Source organism: Micromonospora salmantinae, assembly GCF_022230905.1.
GTDB classification, from domain to species: Bacteria; Actinomycetota; Actinomycetes; order Mycobacteriales; family Micromonosporaceae; genus Micromonospora; species Micromonospora salmantinae.
Genome location: NZ_JAKKFG010000014.1, coordinates 221,971 through 246,539 on the forward strand (window position 1 = coordinate 221,971; position 24,569 = coordinate 246,539).

The following is a 24,569-nucleotide window of genomic DNA, read 5'->3' on the forward strand; positions in this document are numbered from 1 at the left end:
TGAAGGGTCGGGTGACTCGAGAAGGGCCGGGTGACTACGGGGTGTCGGCCCAGAGCCGAGGGGTCGGTCGGTTGGCCGGGGGCGGCGCAACGGCGGCGACGCTCAACATCGACGCCAGTGGGGCCGGGTCGCGGCGGGCCTCCGCGGTCGGCCGGTCGTAGACCACCCGGCCGTACTCCAGCACCGCCACCCGGTCCGCGAGTTCGATGGCGTGCTGGAGTTGCTGCTCCACCAGCAGCACGGTCAGGCCGTCGGCGGCGAGACCGTTGACGAGTTCGCGGACCCGCGCCGCCAGATCGGGCGAGAGCCCCTCACATGGTTCGTCGAGCAGCAGCACCCGGGGTTGGCCGAGCAGCGCACGGGCAATCGCCAGCATCTGCTGCTCACCACCGGAGAGTTCGCAGCCGCGGTGTCGCAGCCGCACCGCCAACCTCGGCAGCAGTTCCAGGGTCCGGGCGACCGTCCAGCCCTCGCCGCCGGAGGCGGGGGCCCGCCACGGCGCGGCCGCCAGGTGCAGGTGCTCGGCCACCGTCAAGCGGGAGAAGACCCGTCGGCCCTGCGGGACGAGACCGACGCCGGACTGGGCGATGCGATGAGGTTGTCGGCCGGCGACGTGCACGCCGCCGATCTCGACGCGACCGCTGGACGCCCGCACCAACCCGGCGATGGTGTGCACGAGTGTGCTCTTGCCCGCCCCGTTGCGGCCCACCACGGCCTGGATGCTGCCCGGGCGTACCCGCAGGCTGACCTCGTGCAGGACGATTCCCCCGCCGTAGCCGGCGCAGAGGCGATCCACAGTGAGCATCAGGCCACCCCGTCGGCGTAGGCCTGCCGCACCAGCGGCGAGGTACGGATCTCGTCAGGTGTGCCGGCGGCCAACGTCTGACCGTCGCGCAGCACCGTGACCGTGTCGGAGAGGGCGTACACCAGGTCCAGTCGGTGTTCGACAAGCAACACGGCGACCGCCCGGGGCAGCGCCTGAAGCAACTCGACCAGCCGGCCGACCTCGATGGCGGACAGCCCGGCCGCCGGTTCGTCGAGGAGCAGCAGGCGGGGGCGACCGGCCAGCGCCATCGCGATCTCCAACTGGCGTCGTTGCCCGTGCGCGAGGTGCCCGGCGGGCACCGCCGCGACGGCGGTGAGCCCCATCTGGTCCAGCAGTGGGCCGGTCAGGCGCTGCGCGGCGCGTCGGCGGCCGCCCGGCCACCACCGGCGGCTCGGGATGACCCGGGGCAGCGCGGCCACCACGACGTTCTCCGTCGCGGTGAGCGTCGGAAAGACCGCGGGACGTTGGTGGATGCGGTTGATGCCCCGCCGGGCCCGGGCCGCCGGACCGAGCCGACCGACGTCCCGTCCGTCGAACCGCACCGTGCCGCGTTGCGGCCTGGTGGACCCGCCGAGCACGTTGAGCAGGGTCGTCTTGCCGGCCCCGTTCGGGCCGATCAACGCGTGCCGCTGGCCGTCGTGGATGCGCAGGTCCACGCCGTCGAGTGCGGCGAGCGAGCCGTACCGCACGCTGATCCCCTGGGCTTCCAGCAGGCCGGTCATCGGTGCAGCTCCGCAACGGTGGCCTGGTCATGGGCGGCTGGCTGCTCCGGCTGTAGCGCCGGGGCGCCCGGCGGGCGGAGCCGTCCCCGGGCCCGGTTGACGCCGGTGGGCAGCAGGTAGACAGTCGCCACGAACAGCGCGCCCAGCACCAGTGGCGCGTGGCCGGGCAGCACCCCGAACAGCCAGTCCCGGACGGCGATGACCAACGCCGCACCCACCAGGGCGCCACCCACCGAGGCGGTGCCACCGATGACGACACCGAGCAGCAGCAGCGCGGAGGTGTCGAAGCCGAAGTCGGCGGGGGAGATGTACTGCTGGGCGACGACCAGGAGCGAGCCGGCGGCACCGGCGATCGCCCCGGCGGCGATGTGCGCGCCGGACAGGTGCAGCGCCACCCGGTGACCGCTGGCCCGCAACCGCGTCTCGTCGTCGCGGCCGGCACGCAGCACCAGCCCGGCCCGGGTACGCAGCAGCACCAGCACCGCGCCGACCAGCGTGGCCACGACGACCAGGGCGTACAGGTAACGGGCCTGATCGTTGGCCAGGGCCGGAAGCCCCCAGAACGGGCGGACCGCGGGGATGCCGGCCAGCCCGTCGGTGCCACCGGTCACCGATCGCCACCGCCCGAGGACGATGACGACGAGTTCACCGATGGCCAGGGTGATCATCAGGACGATCACCCCTCGGGCGTGCACGACGAGCGGCACGGTGAGCGCGGCCAGCAGCGCCCCGGCGGCCGCCGCGACGACGAGCTGCACGACGCCAACGTCGGAGACTCGGCTGCCGACCACGGCGCAGGCGTAGGCGCCGGCCGCGTACGGTGCGGTCTGGCCGAGGGTGGGCATGCCGGCGACGCCGGTGAGCAGCGCCACGCTCACCCCGACCAGGGCCAGCGCCAGCGTCCGGGCCAGGATCGCCGTGGTGTAGTCGTCGACAACCCAGGGCGCCACGACCAGACCGACCAGGACGAGCGCCGCGATGCCGCCCCGAACCCGCCGGATCACCTCACCCCTCATGCCGCCCTCCACCTGCCGGCCAGGCCACGGGCCCGCACGGCCAGCACGGCCGCCATGGCGGCGAACAGCAGAAACGGCGCGGCGGACGGCAGCAGCGCCACCCCCAGCGTCTGGATCTCGCCGATCGCGAGCGCGGCCAGCAGGGTGCCCGCCATCGACCCGAGACCACCGAGGACGACCACCACCAGGGAGAGCAGCAGCACCGTGTCGGCGGTGCCTGTGCCGGGGCCGATGATGGGCGCGCCCAGGACACCGGCCGCGCCGGCCAGCGCACCCGCGGCGGCGAGCACACCGGCCCGGATCCGTGCCGGACTCACGCCCAGACAGGCGACCATCTCCGGGTCGTCGACGGCCGCCCGGACCAGCATCCCGGCCCTGGTGCGTCGCACCACCAGGTAGAGGGCGGCGGCGAGCACCGCCGCGACGACGATGAACACCAACCGGTACGCGGCGTAGCGGTGACCGGCGACCATCACCGACCCCTCCAGGGCTGCGGGCACCTGGACCTGCGGGTTGTCGGGCCCGAAGCCGGCGACGAGCAGGCTGCCGCCGGCCAGCGCCACCCCGAACGTCAGCAGCGCCTGACTCAGGTGATTGCCGGTGGCGACCGGTGTGAGCAGGCCGGCCAGCAGCACCCCCGTCGCCGCGGCGGCCAGCACACCGACGGCGAGGGCCAACGCCAGGCTCACCCAGCCGCCGTCGAGCAGCGCCGCGGCGGTGTACCCGCCGATCGCGTAGAGCAGGCCGTGCGCCAGGTTGAGGATGTTGGCGACGCCGAAACAGAAGACCAGGCCCGACGCGGCGACGAACACGAGCAGCCCGTAGGCGACTCCGTCCAACGCCGGGATCAGGTACGGGTCGATCCGGTTCGTGCCGGCCGCCACCGCGATCACCGGCCGACGGTCGCGAGGTCGCCCACGACGGTGTTGGACAGCGCCCGGCCGTCCTGGCGGACCTGCCGCAGGTACCACTTCTGCACGGGCGAGTGCGTGGTGGTGGAGAACTGCCAGGTACCGCGCGGGCTGGCGATCTGGCCGAGTTGACCGATGGCCGTGTTGATGGCCTCGGGGGTCGGGTTGCTTCCGGCGGCGCCGATCGCCCGGTCCAGCACCGCCGCCGCGTCGTACGAGGCGAGCGCGTAGGTCGTCGGCGAACCGTCGTGCTTCGCCTTCCACGCGGCCACGAAGGCGCGGTTCTCCGCGTTGTCGAGGTCGGGCGAGTAGTTGAGCACCGAGTAGATGTCCCGGGCGGCCTCGCCCTGCGCGTTGAGCACGCCGCCCTCGGTGAGGAACCCGGCCGCGTACAACGGGACGTCCTTGATCTCGGACTGCGCGTACTGCTTCACGAAGTCGACGGCGGCGCTGCCGGCGTAGAAGGTGTAGACGGCCGCCGCGCCGGATGCCTTGATGCGGGCGAAGTACGGGAGGAAGTTGGTGGTGGCCGGGAACGGCGTGAAGGTCGTCTTTCCGTCGGCGTTCGCGAGCTTCCCGCCGATCTTGCCGAACGCGTCGGTGAAGCCGCGCAGCTCGTCCCAACCGCCCTGGTAGTCCGGGCCGATCGCGTACACGGAGCCCTTCACGTTGTCGCGGACGTGCTGGGCGATCGCCGCCCCGGGCTCGTCGGAGAGGTACGAGGTGTGCCAGACCCGGGAGACGTCCTTGAGCTCCGGTCGGCCGTTGGAGCCGACCAGTGGCACCTTGGTCTCGTTGAGCACGGGGGTGACCCCGGCGACCGAGCCGCCACCGACGATGCCGGTCAGCGCGGCCACCCGGTCCTGCTTGAGCAGCTTGGTCGCCGCCGGGACGGCGGTCTGGGCGCCGTTGCCCTCGTCCGCGACGATGAGGTCGACCTGCCGGCCGCCCAACTTGCCGTCGTGGGTGTCCAGGTAGAGCTGGAAGCCGTCGCGGATCTCCGTACCGACCGCCTGGTACGTCCCGGACAGCGATGCGAGCAGGCCGATCTTTATCGAGCCGCCGGCGCCCGTGCCCGGAGCGTCGTCGCCGCAGGCCGTGCCGGTGGTCAGCACGGCGGCGAGCAGCGCGGCGGTGAGGGCACGGCTGCGCCAAGGCGTGGTGAGAGGCATGTCTAACTCCAGAGGAAGGGGAAGGGGTCTCCGGCGTGGGGCGCCGGGGTGGTCAGCGGCTGCGGGCGAGCGCCGCTCGGGCAGCGGGGGTCAGCGCGTCCCCGATGCGGTTGGCCAGCTCGGTCATCTCGTAGGAGACCTTGCCCACGTCGCACTCGGGCGCGGCGAGCACCAGCAGCGAGGCGCCGTCGTTGAAGGCCATGGAGAACATGAACCCGCCCTCCAGCTGGGTGACGTTGGAGATCACCGCGCCGGCGTCGAAGAAGGCCGCCGCCCCCCGCAACAGGCTGACCAGCCCGCTACCCGTGGCGGCCAGCTGGTCGGCCCGGTCCGGTGGCAGGTCGCGGGTGGCGGCCACCATCAGGCCGTCGCTGGAAATGGCGATCGCGTGGCTGACCTCGGTCGCGCGCGCCGCGAAGTTGTCCAGCAGCCAGCCGAGATCCTGTTGGTCGGTCACGTGCTCTCCTGTCGCGTCATTTGTTACCGAGGTTGATCGGGGTGCGCCGTCGGTTCGCCACGCCGCGCGCGTACGCGGCCATCGCCGTGGCCACCTGAGCGGGGTCGCGGTACTCGGACCGTTGCTGCTGTTGGGGCACCGTCACACCGCCGGGCACGAGGTGCCGTTGCGGCTGCCGCTTGGGCAGGCCGGAGTTGGTGGTCGTGGCGACCTCGGGGGTGTGCGCCTGGGCGGCCGTACGCCAGGCGTCGTCGGCGGGGCTGGACCACTGCTGGCCGTTCTGGCCGTTCTGACCGTCGACGACGTCGTTCTGGAACCAGTGGTTGACCTGTTCGAAGATGAGCAGCTCCTCGGTGGGCGCGTCACCCCGGTTCGGGGGTGGGGGAGCCGGTCGGAAAACCGGCGCGGCCGGCAGGGTCCGTTCGGTCGGCGGGCGTCCGGCGGTGGGTTCGGGGCGCGGCTGGTACGGCGGCGGCGGGCTGGGCGTCCGCGCTGCCCGCCGCGACAGCCGACCGGGTGCGAGCAGGTACTCCTCCGGTGGCAGCGACCGGATGATCGCCGCGGGCAGTGTCGCCTCGGCGAGGATGCCGCGTCGGGGGCCGCGTCGCAGTTGGACGGTGGCGCCCAGCCGGGCCGCGAGCTGGCCCACGACGACCAGCCCCATCGCCCGTACGGCGGCCACGTCGATGGCCGGTGGGTGGGCCAGCAGCTCGTTGAGCTGCTGCATCCTCTGCGTGGACAGCCCCACACCCTCGTCGCTGATCTGGACGATGACGCGGTCTCCCAGGCTCCGGCCGCTCACCCAGGTCTCGCTGCCCGGCGGCGAGTACGTCGTGGCGTTGTCCATGAGTTCGGCGAGCAGGTGCACGACCTCGTCGACGGTCTTGGCGGCCACCGCGACGTCCCCGTCGATCATGCCGAGTCGGACCCGCGCGTAGTGCTCGATCTGGGACAGCGCCGCCTGGAGCACCTGTTGCAGCGGAACGTCGCGCTGGCGCACGCGACCCACGCCGACACCGCCGAGCACCAGCAGGCTGGCGTTGATCCGGCCCATCCGGGTCGCCAGGTTGTCCAGTGTGTACAGCTGGTCGAGCCGGTCGGGGTCGGTTTCGTCCCGCTCGACCAGGTCGACCTGGGCCAGGACGGCGTCGACCAGTCGCTGTTCGCGGCGGCTCAGGTGGATGAAGATGTCGGCGGTGTTGGCGCGCATGACTGCCTGTTCGGCGGCGGTCCGCACGGCGGCCTGGTGCACGGCGCTGAACGCCTGACCCAGTTCGCCGATCTCGTCGTCGCTGGACGGTTCGAGGGCGGCACTGGACTGCTGGTGGGCCAGCTTCTGTGGGTCGACGGCGGCGCTGCCGGGCTGTTGGAGCTGGGCCACCACGGCGGGTAGCTGTTCGAAGGCGACCGCGTTGGCCGCGTCCCGTAGCCGGCGCAGCCGTCGGGTGATCTGCCGTGCGACGGCCCAGGTCACCAACGCGGTCAGGATCAGGGCCAGGAGGACGCTGGCCGCCTCGGCCACGGCCCGGCGGCGCTGGTCGGCGTGCGCGGCGCGAACGTCGTCGCGGACCGCGTCGTCGACCCGGGCGCGCAGGTCGGCCAGCCGGGCGGCGCGGGTCTGGGTGGTGGACACCCACGCGTCGGTCTCCAGTTTCAGTTGCGACCCCGGCTGGGCCCGGGACACCTCGTCCTGCATCCGTTGCAGGGTGAGCGCCTCCTTGCCGGTGCCGGCCTGCTCCCACCAGATGCTCCACTCGGGTGGGGCCAGGGCCAGGAACGACAGGCTCGACTCGGTGTAGCTGGTGCGGGCCGCCGTGATGTCCTGCTGCGTGGCCGGGGTCAGTTCCCCGCCCGCGACGGCGCGCAGCACGGCCACCTGCTGCTGACCGATGGCCTCGGCCGTCTTCGACAGCGCCGCCGATGCCCGGATCCCGTCGGCGAGTGGGGCGTCCACCACGCCGTGTGAGACGTTCTCCCGGAAGTTGATGAGGTCGGCGATGGCGATGCGGTAGCTGAAGGTCATCGCCGACACCGACGCGTGCGTGGCGGTGCGCACCTGGGTGCGCAGCGGGGCGAGGCCGTCCAGGGCAGCGTCGATACGCCGCAGGAGAGCCGAGTTGGTGCCGTTGTCGCCGGACAGTCGGTCACGCTGCCCGCGGTAGCGGGCGACGGCGTCATCGGTGGCGGCCATCTCCACGCCGAAGGCGTCCTGCTGCTCCGGCCGGGCATGGGTGAGCAGGTCGGCGGCGGCGATGCGTTCGCGTTGCAGGCGGTAGGCCAGGTCGCCGGCCTCGGCACCGACCTGCGCCAGGATCTGCAGGTCGCCGGCGCGGGCCGTCTGGCGTGCGCTCTCGGTCAGTGCGAGACCGGCGAAGCCGATCACGGCGACGAGCGGGGCCGCGACGATGAGGCGCATCCGGCCGGCTATCTTCCAACCGCGTCGGCGGGTCGGGTAGGGTCTGGCCGCGTGGGACCGGGTGCTCGACGCCAAGATTGACTCCCACGACTCGTCGATGACGGTCTATCCGCACGTTGCCGAATGCAAGTCCCATTCGGCCGGAAGCCGCGCTCGTAGACCAGACCTGGCCGTGGTACAAACTGCCCGTACCAGTATCTGTACCCAACGTCAGCAACCGGTGACGCCGCGAGGTCGGACTGGATCCGTCGGGTCAGCGCTGGTTGTCGAGGGGTTCGGCCGACGGCTGCCGCCGCTCCGGTCCATCCGGTTCGGGTTGACCGTTGAGCACCTGGCCGATCAGCTCCCGCAGCTCGTCGATCGCGTCCACCACGGCGCCCGGGTCGCGCGCGTCACGGCGTCCACGTTGACGCGGCACCTGCCGATCCAGTCGAGCCGGCTCCGGAGCGCGGGGGCCTCGGCGACCGTCGGCCGCCAACTGCTCGGCCGCGACCTGCGGCCAGAGCGTGGCCAGCCGGCCACCGGTGTCGAGCACGTCGTCGCAGCGCTGTGCGAACTCGTGGCTGCCGAACCGGCGACCTGACTCGACCGCCGCGACGGTCTCCCGGCTGAACCGCACCAGATCTGCCAGGGCTCGTTGGGTCAGGCCCCGTTGGACGCGGCAGTCGCGCAACTCCCGTCGGAACCGCTGACTGGCCGCAGAGTGCGCCGAGCTCGACGGGGACGTGTGCTCCATGCGCTCACCTTCGTGGAACGGACATTCAGCGGCGGACGCCAGATCGAGATTGACCGATGAGCTGAACATTCACAGAGGGCAATTCTTAACCCAGGAAGCGATGGGTGTGAAGACGTTCACCGGTATGGATCGTCGGGGAAAGCGGGAAAGGTGCGCGCCGGACCGGTGCCGGCGCCGACGTGCGCCGGGTGGAACGGCTCGACGCCGGCCCCACCCCACCGTCGACCCGTCCGCAGGTCAGCACCGCTGGCGCCCGCGCCCGCTCAGGCGGCGTGCACTTCGGCCGTCGCGCCATCCGGTGTCGCCGACACGCCCGCAGATGCCGGAACGTCGATTATCGCGAGCAGCGTGCGGTGTGCACGAAACGCGATATTGGGTTTGTACGAGCGATGTTGCTCCGGTGACAGTCTCAGCCCGGGAATGGCTTCGGCGAGCCGGCTGAGGGCGATTCCGGCTTCAAGTCGCGCCAATCCCGCGCCAATGCAGAAATGCGGACCGTGGCCGAACGACAGGTGATTGCCCCCGTCGGCCCGGTATGGGTCGAACCGGTCCGGGTCGTGGAACGCCACCGGGTCCCGGTTCGCCGCTCCGATCAACAGCAGGCAACGCGCCCCGGCGGGGATCGTCACCGCCCCCACTGTGACATCCCGGGTGGTCACCCGCAGCCAGCCGTCGATGGCGGGCGCGAACCGGAGCGTCTCGCCCACGAAGGCCGGGACGAGCCCCGGGTCCGCGGTGATCGCCGACCAGCGCTGGGGAGCGGACAGGGCCTGGTCGAGGGCGTGCGCGAGCAGCCCGGCGGTGGTCTCGTGACCCGCGACCAGGAGATTGAAGGCGAGGCTCGCCACCTCGGGCACCGTCAGCACGCTGTCGTCGTCGTCCCGGTAGTCCAGGGCGCGGCTGATGAAGTCCTCGCCCCGGTGTCCACTGTCCACCCGCTGGCGGACCAGGTCCTCGCAGTAGTGCCAGAACTCCAGCAGGCCCTGGGCCAGGCGTACCTGCTCGGCCGGGTCCGGCTGCCCCCAGATGAGGGCTATCTGCCCGTCCGCCCAACTCCGGATCCGCCCGATGTCGGCGTCGGGCACCCCGAGGATGTCCAGGACCACCAGCAGGGGAAGCTCGGTCGCGAACTCCGGGATCAGGTCGACCTGGTCGCCCTGGCGGGCGGCGAGACGGGACACCAACTGGTCGACCCGGCGTCGGATGATCGCCCCGTACTCGGCCTCGACCCGCTCGGCGGTGTTCGCGAAGGTCGCCCGTAGGGCCCGCCGGGTGCGCGGGTGCGCCGGTGGGTCCGCGGCGGCCGTCGTGGGTGGCGCGTCGATCTGCATGATGACGTTCAGTGCCGGTGGACACACCTCGTAGACCGGGGCGAGGGTGAGGGCGTTGGCGAATGTCGTGGCGTCGGCGAGGGCCCGCCGGACGTCCGCGTGCCGGCTGATCAACCACAGACCCAGATCCTCGGCGTAGTGCACCCCGTCGGGATCGTCGAGAATGCGCCGCCACATGCTAGCCGGATCGGTGAGATAGACCCCGGTGAACGGATTCAACCGCATGGAGAGCCTCCTGATGCACGCGGCGCGAAACCGGCAGCGCCTCCATTTGGCGATCCACTTCAGCCGGGCCGATAATGGCGTGCATCTGCCTCTGGCTCTTTACGGTGCGCTGGCCGGCCGTACAAGTCAAGATTGGTTCTTGTCTATTTATTTGTCGGCATAATTGCGTGTTGCAACAGCTGAGCGAACTTGGCTGGATGCAAGTTGCGGCCCGGTCCTTGCCCTGAGCCGACCCGGCCGAACGGTGCAAACAACTCGCCGCTTTCGCTCATGACCGGGGAAACGACCTCCGGGACGACGAGTGACGCCGGGGTCCGGTCACCGACCGCGACGGAAGGCGCCGGCGCCGACGGAAGGGGCCGGCCCCCGGGTGGGCAGCGCGGGCCCGCCACACCGTCCACGCGCCGCGGGGGTTCCGGCCCACGCCGGAACCCCCGCGCCTCCTCTTGTCGGAACGGCCCGGTCAGGGCGCAGCGGTCAGGGTGCCCACGGGGCGGCGATGCTCCACGTGCTGTCGGCGGTCCACGACGTCGGCGTGTTGTACGCGTCGCCGCCGGCGCCGTTGCTGAGCCAGACCTCCGCGTTGTAGTGCCGCAGGTACCTACCTCGGAAGTTGTACGACTCCAGCGAGACGCCGGTGCCGGTCAGCCCGGTACGGGCGCACCAGGTGGCGTCGGCACGAAGCAGCGCGGAGCCGTCGTCCGGCGAGTTGCGGACCCGGGAGTTCTGGTGGCGCAGGTACTGCCCGGGAAAGTTGACCGACTCGAACGAGTAGCAACCGGCACCGGCCAGACCGGGCCGGATGGTGTACGTGGCGTCGGCCTTGAGCAGGCCGGAACTCGCGGCGTCGATCACCTCCGTGTAGGCCAGGCTGTCCTGGTGGCGAAGGTAGCGGTTGGTGAAGCCGGGCGTGGTGACCTGCAACGACCGGCGGGTGTTGACCGGCAGGGCGACGGGTGCCGAACTGCCGATGGTCTTCGAGGCGTTGATCAGGGCGGTGTTGGCGGCGCGTACCCGCGCCTGGTCCATCTTGATCACCTGTCGGTCGTAGGTGAGGAACCCGTTCAGTTCACCCTCCAGGTCGGTGATCTCGGTGTAGATCGAGGCGCTGAGCCCCTTGCCGAGCATCAGGTTCTGGGTGCCCTGCACCAGCCCCACGTACCGGTCGGTGAGGGCGTTCGAACTGGACTGCCACTCGTACGCGAAGAAGCTGCCGTTCGGGCTGTACTCGTGGCCCGGCGTGTGCAGGCCCAGGCCGCCGAACTCACCGAGGACCGCGATCCGGCTGCTCGACGGTACGGGGGAGTCCGGGCCCAGGTAGACGTGCCAGTCGTCGATGTCGCCGTTGCCGGGGTTGCCGAGGGACTGGCAGCAGTTGTGGCCGCTGTGCGGGTTGACCAGACGTGTCGGGTCCTGGTTCTTGATGTTCTGCGCGACCCGCCGGGTGTCGGCGAGGGACCGTTCACCCCAGCCCTCGTTGTAGGGCGTGTACGCGATCACGGCGGGTGAGCTGCGGTGCTCGTCCACGATCTCGCGTGCCTCGGCCTCGAACTGCGCCTGCTGGGCGTCGGTGGGGTCGACGTCCTGTGCGGTCAGCGACGGGATGTCCTGCCAGACCAGCAGGCCGAGCCGGTCGGCGTGGTAGAACCAGCGCTGCGGCTCGACCTTGATGTGCTTGCGCACCATGTTGAAGCCCAGGTCCTTGTGCTTCTGCAGGTCGAAGGCGAGGGCGGTGTCGGTCGGCGCGGTGTAGAGCCCGTCCGGCCAGTAGCCCTGGTCGAGGGTGCCGACCTGGAACACGAACTGGCCGTTGAGCTTGGGGCGCAGCACCCCGTTGACCAGGCCGGTGGTGATCTCCCGCATGCCGAAGTAGTGCGTGGTCCGGTCCACTGTGGCGCCGGTGGCACCGCGCACTGTCACCCGGAGGTTGTAGAGGAACGGGTCGTCGGGTGACCAGCGGCGGGCGTTGGGCACCGGCACGCTGAAGTCGGTGAAGCCGCCGGTGGCCGAGCCGACCACCGTGGCGCCGTTCAGCGCCTCGGCGAGCACGCTGTGCCCGCTCACGTCGCCCCGGGTGAAGACCCGGACCCGCAGTGTGTTGTTGCTCAGGTTCGGGTAGACGTCCACGCTGCTGATCGAGGCGGCGGGCACCGGTTCCATCCACACCGTCTGCCAGATGCCGGAGCTGGGGGTGTAGAAGATTCCGCCAGGCGTCTTGGTCTGCTTGCCGATGGCGGGCAGGCTGCCGTTCTGCCGGGTGTCGGTGGGATCCCAGACCTTGACGACGATCTCGTTCGTCCCGGTGGTGAGCTGGGGCGTCACGTCGAAGGTGAAGGCGTCGTAGCCGCCGGTGTGCGCGCCGACCCGGACACCGTTGACCCAGACGGTGCTCTGCCAGTCGACGGCGCCGAAGTGCAGCAGGGTGCGCCGGCCCGACCAGTTCGCCGGGATGGTGACGGTGCGTCGGTAGAACAGGTAGTTGCGGTTGTCGTTGGCGGCCCGCTGGATGCCGGACAGGGCGCTCTCCACCGGGAAGGGCACGTTGACACGCTCGGGCAGGTTGGTGCCGAACTGCGGGGCGTCGTCGGTCGTCGACTGGCGTAGCTGCCACTCGCCGTTGAGGTTGAGCCAGTCCGGCCGCGTCATCTGGGGTCTCGGGTACTCGGGCAGAGGTGTGCCGTTCAGGGCCTGGCTGGTCCAGGGGGTGGTCAGTGGTGGCGTCTTGGCCGGCGCGGCGTACGCCGGCGAGGTTGGTACGCCGAGAACGCCGGCGAGCAGGGCGAGAACGAGCAGCAGTGGCAGGGCGGGGCGGATGGGGACGTGACGTGTCATGCCGTCTCCGGGGGGACGAGTCGCCGCGGGCGGTGCAGCCAGGCCCGAAGCGCGTGGGTGGTGGGCATCGGGTGGTCATTGACGGGGGCGGGCGTCAGCGACGGATGTCGGTGGGATCTCCACGCGCCAACGGTGACCGGCATATTGACATCCATCATCACCTGTATAACGTTATAGAGCCGCGCCGACCCTCCCGTCAATGCTTGTTCGTCAATGTCCGGTCGGCCCACCGGTCGAATTCGCGAAAGGTTGGGGATGGGCGTCAACCTGAAGGACATCGCCCAGCGCGCCGGTGTCTCCCTGGCCACGGTCTCGAACGTGGTGAACGGGTACCGGCCGGTGGGGGAGCGGACCCGACAACGGGTGCAGCAGGCGATCGACGAACTCGGCTACAGCCCCAACCTCGGCGCCCGGCATCTCCGCCGGGGTCGTACCGGCCTGATCGCCCTGGCCGTCCCGGAACTGACCAACCCGTACTTCGCCGAGCTCGCCGAGATCGCCATCTCCGAGGCCGCCGCGCTCGGCTACACGCTCGTCATGGAGAACACCGCCGCGCAGCGGGAGGCGGAGCTGGCGCTTCTCGACGGCTCGCGACAGCGCGTCATCGACGGTCTGATCCTCAGCCCGGTGCGCGTCGGCCGGAAGGAGGTGCTGGCCCGGACTGCCGGCAGCCCGCTCGTGCTGATCGGCGAGGGCGTCTACGACGTGCCACACGACCACATCGCCATCGACAACGTCGCCGCCAGCCACGCGGCGATCCGGCATCTCGTGGCGATCGGCCGCCGCCGGATAGCGTTCATCGGCGCCACCCCGGGCGGTGACCGGCAGTCGGCCCACCTGCGGGTCCGGGGTTACCGGGAGGCCCTGGCGGCCGCCGGCCTGCCGTACCGACCACGGTTGGTCGCCCGCACCGACGCGTTCGGTCGGCTCGACGGCATGCGCGGCATGCGTGACCTGCTCGCCCTCGGTGACCCGCCGGACGCGGTGTTCGGTTACAACGACCTGATCGCCATCGGGGCGCTGCGGGCGCTGGCCGAGGCCGGTCACCGGGTGCCCGAGGACGTCGCGGTGGTCGGGATCGACGACATCGAGGAGGGACGGTTCACTGCCCCGACCCTCACCACGATCGCCCCGGACAAGAGGGAGATCGGCCGTCTCGCGGTGCGCCGCCTCGTCGCCCGCATCGAGGGCGCGGAGGTCGCGGGGCCGCTGACCGTGCAGACACCGTTCCGGCTTCTCCGCCGGGAGAGCACCGGCACGCCGGACGCCTGACCACCGGTCGCCCACAAGCCCCGTGCCGTGCCGTGCGAGATCCATACCGCCGGTGGTACGACCCAGAGAGGATGACCCACGAGATCCATAATCCTCAATATGATGACCGCTATCTCGACTGCGGTGCGCTCACGAGGCGTGCCATCCTGATGCGGAGGAATGCATGGTTCGCTGGCGTACCCTCACTGGCCTGCTGGCCACCGCGTTGGCCGCGGTGACCGCGGCCAGCCTCACTCTCACCGCGCCGGCCGCCGCGGCCGACAGCCCCGTGACGCCGAATGTCGTCGGCGGCACCCGCGCCGCTCAGGGCGAGTTCCCGTTCATGGTGCGTCTCTCGATGGGCTGCGGCGGGGCGCTGTACAGCCCCCGGCTGGTGCTCACCGCGGCACACTGCGTGGGCCGGACCGGCACCAACACCAGCATCACCGCGACGCTCGGGACGGTCGACCTCCAGTCGTCCAGCCGGATCACCGTCCGGTCCAACTACGTCTACCGTGCCCCCGGCTACAACGGCGCCGGCCGCGACTGGGCGCTGATCCGGTTGGCCAGCCCCGTCACCGGGCTGAGCACACTGCCGATCGCCAGCACCACCGCGTACGACAGCGGCACCTTCACAGTGGCCGGTTGGGGCGCCGCGCGCGAGGGCGGCGGCCAGCAGCGGTACCTGCTCAAGGCGACCGTGCCGTTCGTCAGCGACTCCACCTGCAACGCCAACTACGGTGGCGACCTCATCCCCGCCGAGGAGATCTGCGCCGGCTACGCCAGCGGTGGCACTGACACCTGCCAGGGTGACTCGGGCGGCCCGATGTTCCGCCGCGACGCCAGCAACGCCTGGATCCAGGTCGGCATCGTCAGCTGGGGCAACGGCTGCGCCCGGCCCAACTACCCGGGTGTCTACACCCAGGTGAGCTACTTCGCCTCGTCGATCGCCTCGGCCGCGGCGAGCCTCGGCGGCTGACCGTACGACGGGACGGCCAGCCGGCGCGTTGGTCGCCTCGCCACCGCTCGGGCGGCCCGGACGACACGGTCCGGGTCGCCTGTTCGTGCCGTCCCGCCGGGTGAGCGGCGAGTGGGCCACCCGACAGATTCGGCGGGCCGTCAGTGCGACGCCGGCCGCAGCGGCGATGATGGCCCGGTGAAGATCCTGTCCATCCAGTCGTCGGTCGCCTACGGTCACGTCGGCAACTCGGCGGCGGCCTTTCCGCTGCAACGCCTCGGGCACGAGGTCTGGCCGGTCCTGACTGTGCACTTCTCCAATCACACCGGGTACGGCGCGTGGCGGGGCCCGCTGCTCCCGGCGGCGGACGTGGCGGAGGTGATCGCGGGCATCGAGGACCGCGGGGTCCTCGGCACCGCCGACGCGGTGCTCTCGGGCTACCAGGGCGACCCGGCCATGGGCGCGGTGATCCTGGACGCGGTGGCGACGGTGAAGGCGACCAACCCGGCCGCTGTGTACTGCTGCGACCCGGTGATGGGCGACGCCGGCCGGGGCATGTTCGTCCGGCCGGGGATTCCTGAGTACCTACGGGACACCGTCGTGCCCCGTGCGGACATCATCACGCCGAACCACTACGAGCTGGACTTCCTCGCCGGTCGCACCACGAACTCGCTGGCCGAGGTGCTGGACGCGGTCGACGTGGTGCGCGCGACCGGGCCACGGCACGTCCTGGTGACCAGCGTGCTCCACGGGGACCTGCCGCCGGACTCGCTGGAGGTGGTGGCGGTCTCCGACGAGGGCGCCTGGGCGGTGACCACGCCGCTGCTGCCGATCAACCCGAACGGTGGGGGCGACGTCACGGCGGCGCTGTACCTCGCGCACCTGTGGACGACCGGCTCACCAGCGACCGCGCTGGAGCGCACCATCGCCTCCGTCTACGCCGTGCTCGAGGCCACTCTCGCGGCGGGCACCCGGGAGATCCAGCTGATCGCGGCGCAGGACGTGATCGCCGACCCGCCGGCCCGCTTCACCGCCCGCCGGCTGCGTTGACGAAGGGGTCGCGGACCGGCTGCGCCGACGGCGGACCGCTGACCGACCGGGTTGACAACGGTCGCGGACCGCGGACCGGCGGCGGTCAGCGACCCTCGGGAACGGCCATCTCGCCGAGCAGCGACCAGTCCTCCTGCGGCACCGTGGCGTTCACGATGCGCGGCGTCTCGGCCAGGTACGGCGGCAGGGTCTCCCGGGCCGTGCGGAAATGCGCGGACTGGACGTGGGCCCCGCCGGCCTGGTCGTCGCGGAATGCCTCGACCAGCACGTACTCGGTGGGATCGTCCACGCTGCGAGACCAGTCGAACCACAGGCAGCCCGGCTCCGCCCGGGTCGCCTCGGTGAACTCAGCGGCGATCTGCGGCCACCGGTCGGCGTGCTCGGCCAGGACCCGGAACTTGGCGGTAATGAAGATCATGGCCTCAGGCTACCCAGCCGGGCGGGCGCGGGCGACGACCTCCTCCGGGGTCAACGGCGCCTTCGGGTGATGCGTCAGGCACAGCGGGGTACGGACCTTGACGAACGAGAAGCCCTCCCCGGCCGCGTAGAACTCACCGCTGTTGAGCAGGCCGATGTCCGGCAGCCGCCCGCCCTTGGCCTCGGCGAGCTGCCGGGCCGCGTCGATCTGCGCCGGCGCGTTGAGCAGCCCGAAGAACTGCGTCGTCGCGTTGCCGGAGATCTGGTTGTGCAGACCCTTGGGCGCCTGGGTGGCGAAGACCAGCCCGAGCCCGTACTTGCGGGCCTGCGAGGCCAGCGCGATCGAGCTGGCGGTGCAGGCCGTGGTGCCGGTCGAGGGCGCGAGCGTCTGCGCCTCGTCCATCACGAACAGCCCGCCCAGCGGCCGGTCACCGGCCGGGTGCCGCTTGATCCACGCGAAGAGCGCCATCTGCAACTGGTTGACGAAGCTCTGCCGCTCCTGATCCGAGGTGAGGCCGACGAAGCTGATCACGGACACCCGGGCCCGCCGCCCCGCCGACGGCGTCAGCAGCAGCCCCGGGTCGGCCGGCGCACCGACCCCGCCGAAGAGCGGATCGGTGACCATCGCAGCCTTGAGCGCCTCGGCCAACTCCTCGGCGAGCTTTCCGGCGCGGGCCAGCCGACTGACCCCCTCGGGCAGATCGGTGAGGAACTCGGTGAAGCCGGGCAGGCCGACCATCCCGCTGCGCGCGTACGCCTGGAGTGCCTCGGTGAGGACCGCCTTGCCCTGCTGGGCCAGTCGGCTTGAGCGGTCCACGCCGGCCCGGGGCGCGAGCGCCTCCACGGCGGAGCGGACGGCCTGGTCGAACTCGTCGGGCCAGTCCCGCAGGGAGGTGAAGTCGGGCAGCGGCTGAAAGCTCAGCGGCCGGCCGGCGGTGACCCGGGGCGTCCACACCACCACCTCGGTGTGTGCGAGGTAGTCGGCGGCGCGTTCGGCGTCGCCGGGGCCCCAGCCGCTCGGCGGGTCGGGCCACGGGTCGCCGAGCCGGGCCAGGTCGTTGTTAGGGTCGAGCACGATCGCGGAGACCCCCTCGCGGGCGCACTCCTCGACCAGCCGGCGGATCAGCACGGTCTTGCCCGAGCCGGACCCGGCGAACACGACCGCGTGGCGGCGCAACGACTCCAGGGGAACCGTGAACGGGTGACCACCGTCGACGGTCCGCCCCAGCCCGACGACCCGACCGCCCTCGCCGACCACGAGGTCGGCCGGGTCAGCGGGTACGGGCTCGGCCACCGCACCGGTCGACACACCGGCGGGGACGTCGGCTTCCGGCACGTTCATCCGGTCGGATTCGGGGCCACCCGACGGTGGCTCGTCGTCGTCGGGCGTCGGCGGCTGGGCACCGCCGCGCGTCCCGTCGGGGCCGGGCAGGACCGCGCGGAACAGCTCGGTGCCGCTGGCCGGACGGCGGGCCACCAGCCACTCCTGCAAGGCCGTGGACGGTTCGGCCGCCATCACCCGCAGCGCCGCGAAGACCCGCAGGTCCGCCTCCGGCACGGCACACCGCAGGCCGCCGGCCGCGTCGAAGCCGGTCAACACCTCGGTCGTACGCTTCCCGGTCGGCCACGGACCGTTGCGCAGCAGGATCAGCCGCCGCTGTGGCAGGTCCCGGTCCAACCCCGCGAGGGTGCAGGCGGCCTTGACCCGGGCGGTGACGGCGACGGCGTTGGGGTGCGCGATGGCCCGGAAGCACCAGTGCGCCTCGTTCTCGGTGGCCTCGTCGAGCACCTCGATGAGCCGCCCGTGCAGCGCGGGCTTGCGGCCGGGCGGCGGATCGTACTTGTAGGTGGCGCCGGTCGGCGCCTGCTCGGCGATCCAGGCGGCCAGGCCGGCGGCGAGCAGCGGCGGCATGTGCTCGTCCTCGCCCGTCGGATCGACGGCGGCCGACACGTCCGCGGCCTCGACCAGTTCGGCGAACCGTGCGTCCAACTCGCGCAGCCGGCGCTCGTCGGTGCTCGGATCGGCGGAGGCGCCACGGGCGGTGCTGACCGTCGGCGTCGAGTCGGCGCCGTCGATGAGCCGGTCCAGCTCGACCACGTCGTCGCGATCACGGCACCAGGCGATGTGGCGGTCCACCCGGCGGAGCAGGGCGCGTGGCGTCAGGGTGGGTGCGTCGGCGAACGCGGCGGGGGCGATCGGCCAGGTGGGGTGCGGTGGCCCGAAGTACATGCCCGCGTAGGCGGCGGCGAGGCGCTTCGCCACGATGGCCTGCCCGATCTCCGGGGAGGGGATCCGGTCCGGCAGGGTCGCCGTACGGAAGCGGTCAGCGACCGGGGTGGGCGCGGTGCGGGTCATCAGCACCCAGGTGTCCGGCAGGCACGAGACGACGACCAGTGTGCGGCGGGTGATGTCGCGGAGCTTGAGCAGGCCGTCGGCGATCGGACCGAGCACCTTGGCCTGGCCGTCCTCCAGCCCCTGATGCTGGTTAAGCAGTGAGGTGCTGGTCTGGGCGAACAGCGTGTCGAGCTGGTCCACGGCGATGACGGTGGGGTCCAGGGTCAGGGCCATCAGCCGGGAGATGTCCTGCACGACCTGCTGCGGGGTGCGGATCGCGGCGCTCAACCCCCACGCCGCCCGCGCGGCCGGGTCACCCGGTTCGGAGATCAGATGGGCGTAACCGACGTCCTGTGCCTCGAAGTCGATGGCACCGTGCAGGACGAGCGCCCGAGCGGTGTCCTGGGCGTCCCGCCCGACCTCCCGATCGCGTTCGCGCAGCGCCCAGATGAAGGTGTCGAGCTGCGCACGGGTCACCGGCCGGGCGCCGGCGACCGCGTCGCGGACCTCCACCGGCAGGCCGAGCTGGGGGGTGAGTCGACGCAGGAAGGTCTTCAACTGGGTGCCCCAGCCGACGTGAGGGCGGCCCATGCCCTCCACCAGGGCCAGGGCCACGCTCTCCCAGAACGTCTTGCCACTGACCATGTCGACAAGGAAGAAGTAGCCGCCGTCGCCCTGGATCCGTTCGCGGACCGCCCCGAGCAGGTGCGTCTTGCCGGCGCCCGCGCGGCCCTGCATGGCCACGCCGAGCGGCATGCTCGTGTCGTCGGTGCGGGCCCGCGCCACCCCGCGCAGGATCTCCGCGGCCACCTTCTCGTGCAGCTCCGGCACGTTGTGCGGGCTGGGTCGCCAGACGTCGTCCGGGGTGACCGCCGGGTTGAGACTGACCGCTTCCAGCGCGGCCCGCTGGTCGTCCGAGATCATGCCGGGCCGATCGCCAGGGCGTGGTTGTCCTCGTTCCCGATGCGGACGGCCGCGGCCCGGTCCCGTGCGGTCAGTGACTTGGTGTTCGCCACCGGGATGATGCGGACGTCGTCCCGGCCGACCATCGCCCGCAACGCCGCGTCGAGAGCGGCCCGGTCGGTGTCGGCGAGCCGGTCGCGGACGTCGGCGAGACCGACCCAGGCGCCCGGCGCGGTGGCCAGCTCCCGGTACGCAGAGCGAACCAGCGCCTCCACCTCCGCTGCGGACACCGGTGCCGCCGTCGCCGGTGCCGCCGTCGTCGCTGTCACGGTGGGCGCCGGTACCTCCTGTCGCGGCTCGCTGGTCGCCGGAGCGGCCGTTGCCGCAGTCTGCTTGAAGAAGTCGCCGTGGCTGACCCGGAGCCGGTCCAGCGAACGGTGCAGGTTGGACAGGACGACGAACAGGGACCGGGTCGTCGAGCCACCCTGCTTCGGCGGCGCGGCGGTGTGCAGCTGACGTGCCACCCGCCAGCCCTGCTCGGTCAGCTCGTGGGCGAAGGGCCGGTGCGTCCGATCGGTGTCGACCAGGCCCAGGTCGACGAGCTTCGTGTTGTCCTTGCCGGTCAGCGTGAAACCGGCCAGCTCTTTCAGCTCGACGTTGGTGAGTCGGCGTGCCTCGACCATCAGCACCACGAGGGCGTTGATCTGGTTCGGCGTCAGGTGCGGGACGTCCGCCGGGCTCGTCATGATGTCTCATCTCCGTGGGGGTGCGTGCTGCCCGCGCGTCGCCGGGCCAGCAGCCGACGGATCCCGTCGACCACCGCCGGCGCGTCGGTGAGCACCTGCTCGTTGGTGAAGCGGAGCACGTCCAGCCCGAGGAGTTGCAGCTGTACGTCTCTCCGCCGGTCGTTGGCGAAAGCGATTCGCCCACGATGCTCCGGGCCGTCCACCTCGACCGCAAGACCCTCCGTGGGCCAAAACAGATCCAGACGGTACGCCGTGGCCAGGACGTGCCACTCGTAGGTCTGATTCCACCGCCGGCCCCGCGCCCAGTCGTGTGGCGCGAGCGCGCGTTCCAACGCCTGTTCGGCGGCGCTGTCACCGCGGGGCACGCCCGCAATCGGCGGCCAGGCCAGCACCGTCGACTCCGGCTCCGCGGCGATGGCCGGAAGCCGTTCGGTCATGCTGGCCAGCTCGGCGAATCGCGCCGGAACCGGCATGGGCACCGAGCGCACCCGGTCGGCGTGGCGCAGCGGCCCGCCGGCCAACCACACGGTGAAGCCACCGTGCCGCACGAGCCACTCGGCGGCGGCCACCAGCGTCCGTTCGGCGGCGGATTCCAGGTCGGGCAGGGCCACGACGAGTACGCAGCTTTCCCGGTCGTACGCGTCGGCGATCACCCGGGCGAGCCCGGCGGCGCGTACCCCCGGGGCGAAGCGGGACCGGCCGCCGGGGCGGTGTGGGCCGCGCAGCCCTCGCTCGGCGAGGTCGGCCAGGAACGGGCCGAAGTGCCGGGAGCGGGCGGCGGTACGGGCCGCGAGTGCCCGCACCGCCGCCACGCCGAGCGTGCCCTCGCTGTCGACGTGGTCGGCCCCGGTCAGCCAGCGGGGGAACATCGCGAGGGCCGCGGAGTCCAGTTGGTCGAGCACTGTGTCCACGAGGACGCCGAGGGAGCCTGTCACAGTGGGCCGGTAGTGCACGATCGCGGGCGCTGCCCGCGGTAACGGGTCGAGTGCCACCCGCAGCATCTCCGGGTCGATGCCCGGCAGGTGACTGACCCGCCCCGTCGGCGGGGCGGCCCACCAGGCACTGCTGGCGTCGCCGTTGGCCCGGACGGGGTGCGCCATGGCGGCACCCTACGACACGGGCGGGTGCGCCCGGGGACCCCTCGGTGACGAGGCAGCGCGTTCGTGGCTCAGCGCAGCCGGCGGATGTCGCCGTACGCGCGGTAGTAACCACCGCGGCTGGACTCGCGCACCTCGGTCACCAGGTATCGGGCGCCCGGCTCGCGAATCCCCTTGGGGAACTGCACCGACCAGTCGCGCCGGTAACCGTCGGACAGCACCTGAACCCGCAACCGCCCCCGATCGTCCAGGCACTGCACGACCACGCCCGCGCCCGAGTCGCTGGTCACCTCGACGATCGTCGGTTGCACCGGCTGGGGCGCCTGGCGGGGGGCCTTGATGTCGCGCACCTGGGGAACATCCCCGGCCTGCGCCGCGCGGATCGCCGGCTCGCTCGCGTCGATGCAGGCCAGATGGCCGCCGGTGGTGACGACGTAGAGCCGGTCGTCGTGGTACTGCATGGAGTACGCCGAGCCGCAGCCGGTGCCGAGCTTCCACAGCCGGGTGCCCGCCGCGTCGAAGCAGTAGATCGAGGACTGGCTGTCACCGGCGAAGACGTACTCGCCGCCCTCGGCGGTGGCGCAGGAGAAGACCGGGGCGTCACACAGATAGGTGCGTTCGTGGCGACCCGACTTGGACAGCCGCACCACCTCGCGGGTGCTGGTGCCGGCGAACACACTGCCGTGCTCCTGCCAGCCGAAGAGCACCGAACCGGTCCTCGTGTGCCACAGTTCGGTGCCGGTACGCCACTCGTAGCCGGTCACGCCCTGCGAGTGCCCGTGGTAGATGGCGTCGTCGTCGCACCGCACCATCCAGGCCGAACGCCCCCGCCCGGGGCGACGCCACAGGAACTCGTCCTCGTGGTCGACGGCGGTGATCCCGCCGTCGGCGTCGGAGACGCCGAGGACGCCGTCGTGGATGTCCAGCCAGTAGATGTCGATCTCCGGGGCAATCGCGTACGCCACGCGGGGCACCTTGCCGGACAGGTCGTAGACGTTGCCGTCGTCGCAGCCGGCGTAGATCCAGGCGTCGTCGGCGACGATGCACTTCACCCCGTCGGGAAGGCGGACCTGGCTGCGCACCTGGGCGTCGTGGTCGAGGGTGGTGATGACCCCGTGCTCGTTGCCGACCATGCAGTGCTGCCCGTCGACGAAGATGCCGAAGGCGGGGGCGCCGGAGTCGTAGCGCCAGAGCACCGGGGCGGTGTGGGCGGTGGAGCGGGTACTCACGATCTGCCGCCGCGACACGGTGCGCTTCTGGCGGACGCCGGGAACCGCCGGCGCGTAGCCCTTGCGGACCTTCTCGCCGATCTTCTTCGCCGCGGCGGCCCGGGCGCGGGCGTTGTCCGGATAGGCACTCGCCTTGACCTGCCCCTGGTCGCCGATCCGGCCGTAGCGCACCGTCAGCGTGGCATTGTCGACGATGACCTCGTAGAACTTGTGCGCACCGTCCACTTCGGACAGTTCGAGGTAGGTCGTCTCCTGGGACATGGGGGGCCTCCGAGGGTCAGCGAGCGGCGCGATCCGGCGCGGCGACAGTGACCACACGTTAACGGCGCCCCCCGACAGAATCGGCGTCCGGCCAGCGCAGCGCGTCGTCGCGGAGCACCGCGTGCGCGCCGACGCCCAGGGTCAGCCACGCGGTCGGGGGTACGGGGCGCGGTGGGATCGTCGAGTGAAGCCCCGGCTCCGCGGGAAGGCAGGTGCGCGGTGGGTGCCGGGCGCACCCACCGCGCACGTCTCAACCTGGGCGATGTCAGCCCGAGGTGCAGGAGCGAATCTGAGGGCGGGCGCTGCTGTTGCCGTTGGTCATCGTGGTGAAGCCGAAGGTGTTGCCGCTGCCGTTGGACCGCATGGTCATGACCGTGCCGCTGCTGTCCCAGGTGGCGGTGCCGTTCCAGATGGTGGTGACCCGCTGCGGCGAGGTGATGGCCACGACCACCGTCCACGTGCTTGCGCCACTGACCGTCACCGACGTGTTGTACCGGTCGCCCCACACGTTGGGGGTCGTGGCGGTTGCGGTGCAGGTGCCGCCGGAGGGCGGCGGGGTGGTGGTGGGCGGCGGGGTGGTGCCGTCCGGCGCGACCGCGCGGCCGGTGGACGGCGAGATCATGCCGGGGCACAGGTTGCGGCTGGTCAGGTTGGCCATGATCTGCGGAATGGCGTCGCGGGTGTTCTGGATCCCGTCGTGCATCAGGATGACCTGACCGGCTTGGAGTCGGCTCGCGTTGGCCACGATCTGGCTGACGCTGGCACCGTTCCAGTCCTGGGAGTCCACGTCCCAGAGCACCTGGCGCATGCCCAGTGACGACGCGACGGACTGCAACGTGGAGTTGGTCTCGCCGTAGGGCGGCCGGAACAACACCGGTCGGCTGCCGGTGGCCGACTGGATCGCCGAGCTGGTCTGGGAGAGGTCCGACTGCATTTGAGCCTGGCTCATCGAGGTCATGTGGGCGTGGTTCCAGCTGTGGTTGGCCACCCACATGCCGGCGGCCACCTGTGCCTGCGCGGCCGACCGGTTGTTCTGGACGTTCTGCCCGACGTTGAACATGGTGGCCCGTACGCCGTTGGCGCGCAGCACGTTCAGCAGGGCGCTGGTGCTGCCGGTCGGACCGTCGTCGAAGGTGAGGCCGACGTAGCCGTTGCAGGCGGCGGCGCTCGACGGGGTGGAGGTGGCCGCGAGGGCGACGCCGCACATGGCGACGGCGGTGGCCAGGACGGCGAGCGCCGCGCGCAACCGCCTGGACCACAGGGCCGTGCGGGGGAAGAGCCTGCTCATCTGGTGCCCCTTCGCGCAGGCCCGGACGCGCCCCGGGGCGGGCAGCACAGTCCGGACAGGTGTGGATAAGTGGGTAGCTGAAGCGGAAACCGCAACGAAGCCGATCGCATTGACCTCAATGGATCGGAGTATTACAGCGAGAATTCCAACGCGTCAACAAGTTCCGGAACATCCTCGGAACACGGCAGGAGGCTGCTCGGCGGTCGGGGCAGGCACGCCTCGGTCGGGCTGGAGTCCCGATGCCGTATTGATCGCATCAATCGATGGGTCTCCTCGTTACGTGATCCGGAAAGTGGCCGGAACTACCGGTCGTCGATCCCCGGGTCCACCGTCGCGCCCCCGACATCTAATAGTAAAGATTGTGAACAGAAGATGTTACAGTCACTTCGG

General features: G+C 71.5%; 19 protein-coding genes. 3 read left to right on the plus strand and 16 right to left on the minus strand.

The window, feature by feature from the left end:
* Positions 1–34: 34 nt before the first annotated feature.
* The 10 genes from PSH03_RS14110 to PSH03_RS14155 all read right to left on the minus strand — a co-directional run bounded on the left by PSH03_RS14110 (position 35) and on the right by PSH03_RS14155 (position 12,644).
* On the minus strand, positions 35–805 hold the full coding sequence (locus PSH03_RS14110) for an ABC transporter ATP-binding protein (protein ID WP_238689394.1): 771 nt from the start codon (positions 803–805) through the stop codon (positions 35–37).
* On the minus strand, positions 805–1,548 hold the full coding sequence (locus tag PSH03_RS14115; RefSeq protein WP_238689395.1) for an ABC transporter ATP-binding protein: 744 nt from the start codon (positions 1,546–1,548) through the stop codon (positions 805–807). The genes PSH03_RS14110 and PSH03_RS14115 overlap by 1 nt, the downstream gene beginning before the upstream one ends.
* A complete protein-coding gene (locus PSH03_RS14120) occupies positions 1,545–2,564 on the minus strand; it encodes a branched-chain amino acid ABC transporter permease (protein WP_210786118.1) in 1,020 nt (339 codons plus the stop codon). Before PSH03_RS14120 ends, PSH03_RS14115 begins: the two co-directional genes overlap by 4 nt.
* Positions 2,561–3,457, minus strand: a complete 897-nt coding sequence (locus PSH03_RS14125; RefSeq protein WP_210786119.1) for a branched-chain amino acid ABC transporter permease — start codon at positions 3,455–3,457, stop codon at positions 2,561–2,563. Before PSH03_RS14125 ends, PSH03_RS14120 begins: the two co-directional genes overlap by 4 nt.
* Positions 3,454–4,647 (minus strand): ABC transporter substrate-binding protein, encoded by a 1,194-nt coding sequence (locus tag PSH03_RS14130; protein ID WP_238689396.1) that lies wholly within the window; start codon positions 4,645–4,647, stop codon positions 3,454–3,456. The genes PSH03_RS14125 and PSH03_RS14130 overlap by 4 nt, the downstream gene beginning before the upstream one ends.
* Positions 4,648–4,699: 52 nt before the next feature.
* The gene (locus tag PSH03_RS14135; RefSeq protein ID WP_030490280.1) at positions 4,700–5,104 is read right to left on the minus strand and encodes a roadblock/LC7 domain-containing protein; all 405 of its coding nucleotides are present in this window, start codon (positions 5,102–5,104) and stop codon (positions 4,700–4,702) included.
* Between the two features lie 16 nt (positions 5,105–5,120).
* The gene (locus PSH03_RS14140; RefSeq protein ID WP_238689397.1) at positions 5,121–7,520 is read right to left on the minus strand and encodes a sensor histidine kinase; all 2,400 of its coding nucleotides are present in this window, start codon (positions 7,518–7,520) and stop codon (positions 5,121–5,123) included.
* Between the two features lie 253 nt (positions 7,521–7,773).
* Positions 7,774–8,256: a helix-turn-helix transcriptional regulator gene (locus tag PSH03_RS14145; protein WP_210786122.1), complete on the minus strand. Its 483-nt coding sequence runs from the start codon at positions 8,254–8,256 to the stop codon at positions 7,774–7,776.
* 263 nt (positions 8,257–8,519) lie between these two features.
* A complete protein-coding gene (locus PSH03_RS14150; protein WP_238689398.1) occupies positions 8,520–9,812 on the minus strand; it encodes a cytochrome P450 in 1,293 nt (430 codons plus the stop codon).
* Between the two features lie 477 nt (positions 9,813–10,289).
* The gene (locus PSH03_RS14155; protein WP_238689399.1) at positions 10,290–12,644 is read right to left on the minus strand and encodes an AbfB domain-containing protein; all 2,355 of its coding nucleotides are present in this window, start codon (positions 12,642–12,644) and stop codon (positions 10,290–10,292) included.
* A gap of 255 nt (positions 12,645–12,899) precedes the next feature.
* On the opposite strand from PSH03_RS14155, the gene PSH03_RS14160 reads away from it, so the two are divergent.
* The 3 genes from PSH03_RS14160 to pdxY all read left to right on the plus strand — a co-directional run bounded on the left by PSH03_RS14160 (position 12,900) and on the right by pdxY (position 15,903).
* Positions 12,900–13,916 carry a LacI family DNA-binding transcriptional regulator gene (locus PSH03_RS14160; protein ID WP_238689400.1) on the plus strand — a complete coding sequence of 339 codons (1,017 nt, stop codon included), beginning with the start codon at positions 12,900–12,902 and terminating at the stop codon, positions 13,914–13,916.
* Positions 13,917–14,079: 163 nt separating this feature from the next.
* On the plus strand, positions 14,080–14,874 hold the full coding sequence (locus tag PSH03_RS14165; RefSeq protein ID WP_238689401.1) for a S1 family peptidase: 795 nt from the start codon (positions 14,080–14,082) through the stop codon (positions 14,872–14,874).
* Positions 14,875–15,051: 177 nt separating this feature from the next.
* Positions 15,052–15,903: a pyridoxal kinase PdxY gene (gene pdxY / locus PSH03_RS14170; protein WP_238689402.1), complete on the plus strand. Its 852-nt coding sequence runs from the start codon at positions 15,052–15,054 to the stop codon at positions 15,901–15,903.
* Positions 15,904–15,988: 85 nt separating this feature from the next.
* Here pdxY and PSH03_RS14175 read toward each other — a convergent pair whose 3' ends face one another.
* From PSH03_RS14175 to PSH03_RS14200, 6 genes are all read right to left on the minus strand, one after another.
* Positions 15,989–16,321 (minus strand): putative quinol monooxygenase, encoded by a 333-nt coding sequence (locus tag PSH03_RS14175; RefSeq protein ID WP_210786128.1) that lies wholly within the window; start codon positions 16,319–16,321, stop codon positions 15,989–15,991.
* A 9-nt stretch (positions 16,322–16,330) separates the two neighbouring features.
* Complete coding sequence (locus tag PSH03_RS14180) at positions 16,331–19,579, minus strand: ATP-binding protein (RefSeq protein ID WP_238689403.1); 3,249 nt, start codon at positions 19,577–19,579, stop codon at positions 16,331–16,333.
* Entirely contained in the window at positions 19,576–20,304 is a 729-nt protein-coding gene (locus tag PSH03_RS14185) for a hypothetical protein (RefSeq protein ID WP_238689404.1), read from the minus strand. Before PSH03_RS14185 ends, PSH03_RS14180 begins: the two co-directional genes overlap by 4 nt.
* The gene (locus PSH03_RS14190; RefSeq protein ID WP_238689405.1) at positions 20,301–21,404 is read right to left on the minus strand and encodes an endonuclease domain-containing protein; all 1,104 of its coding nucleotides are present in this window, start codon (positions 21,402–21,404) and stop codon (positions 20,301–20,303) included. The genes PSH03_RS14185 and PSH03_RS14190 overlap by 4 nt, the downstream gene beginning before the upstream one ends.
* A 68-nt stretch (positions 21,405–21,472) precedes the next feature.
* On the minus strand, positions 21,473–22,891 hold the full coding sequence (locus tag PSH03_RS14195) for a WGR domain-containing protein (protein WP_210786132.1): 1,419 nt from the start codon (positions 22,889–22,891) through the stop codon (positions 21,473–21,475).
* Positions 22,892–23,156: 265 nt separating this feature from the next.
* Entirely contained in the window at positions 23,157–24,179 is a 1,023-nt protein-coding gene (locus tag PSH03_RS14200; protein WP_238689406.1) for a polysaccharide deacetylase family protein, read from the minus strand.
* Positions 24,180–24,569: the final 390 nt, after the last annotated feature.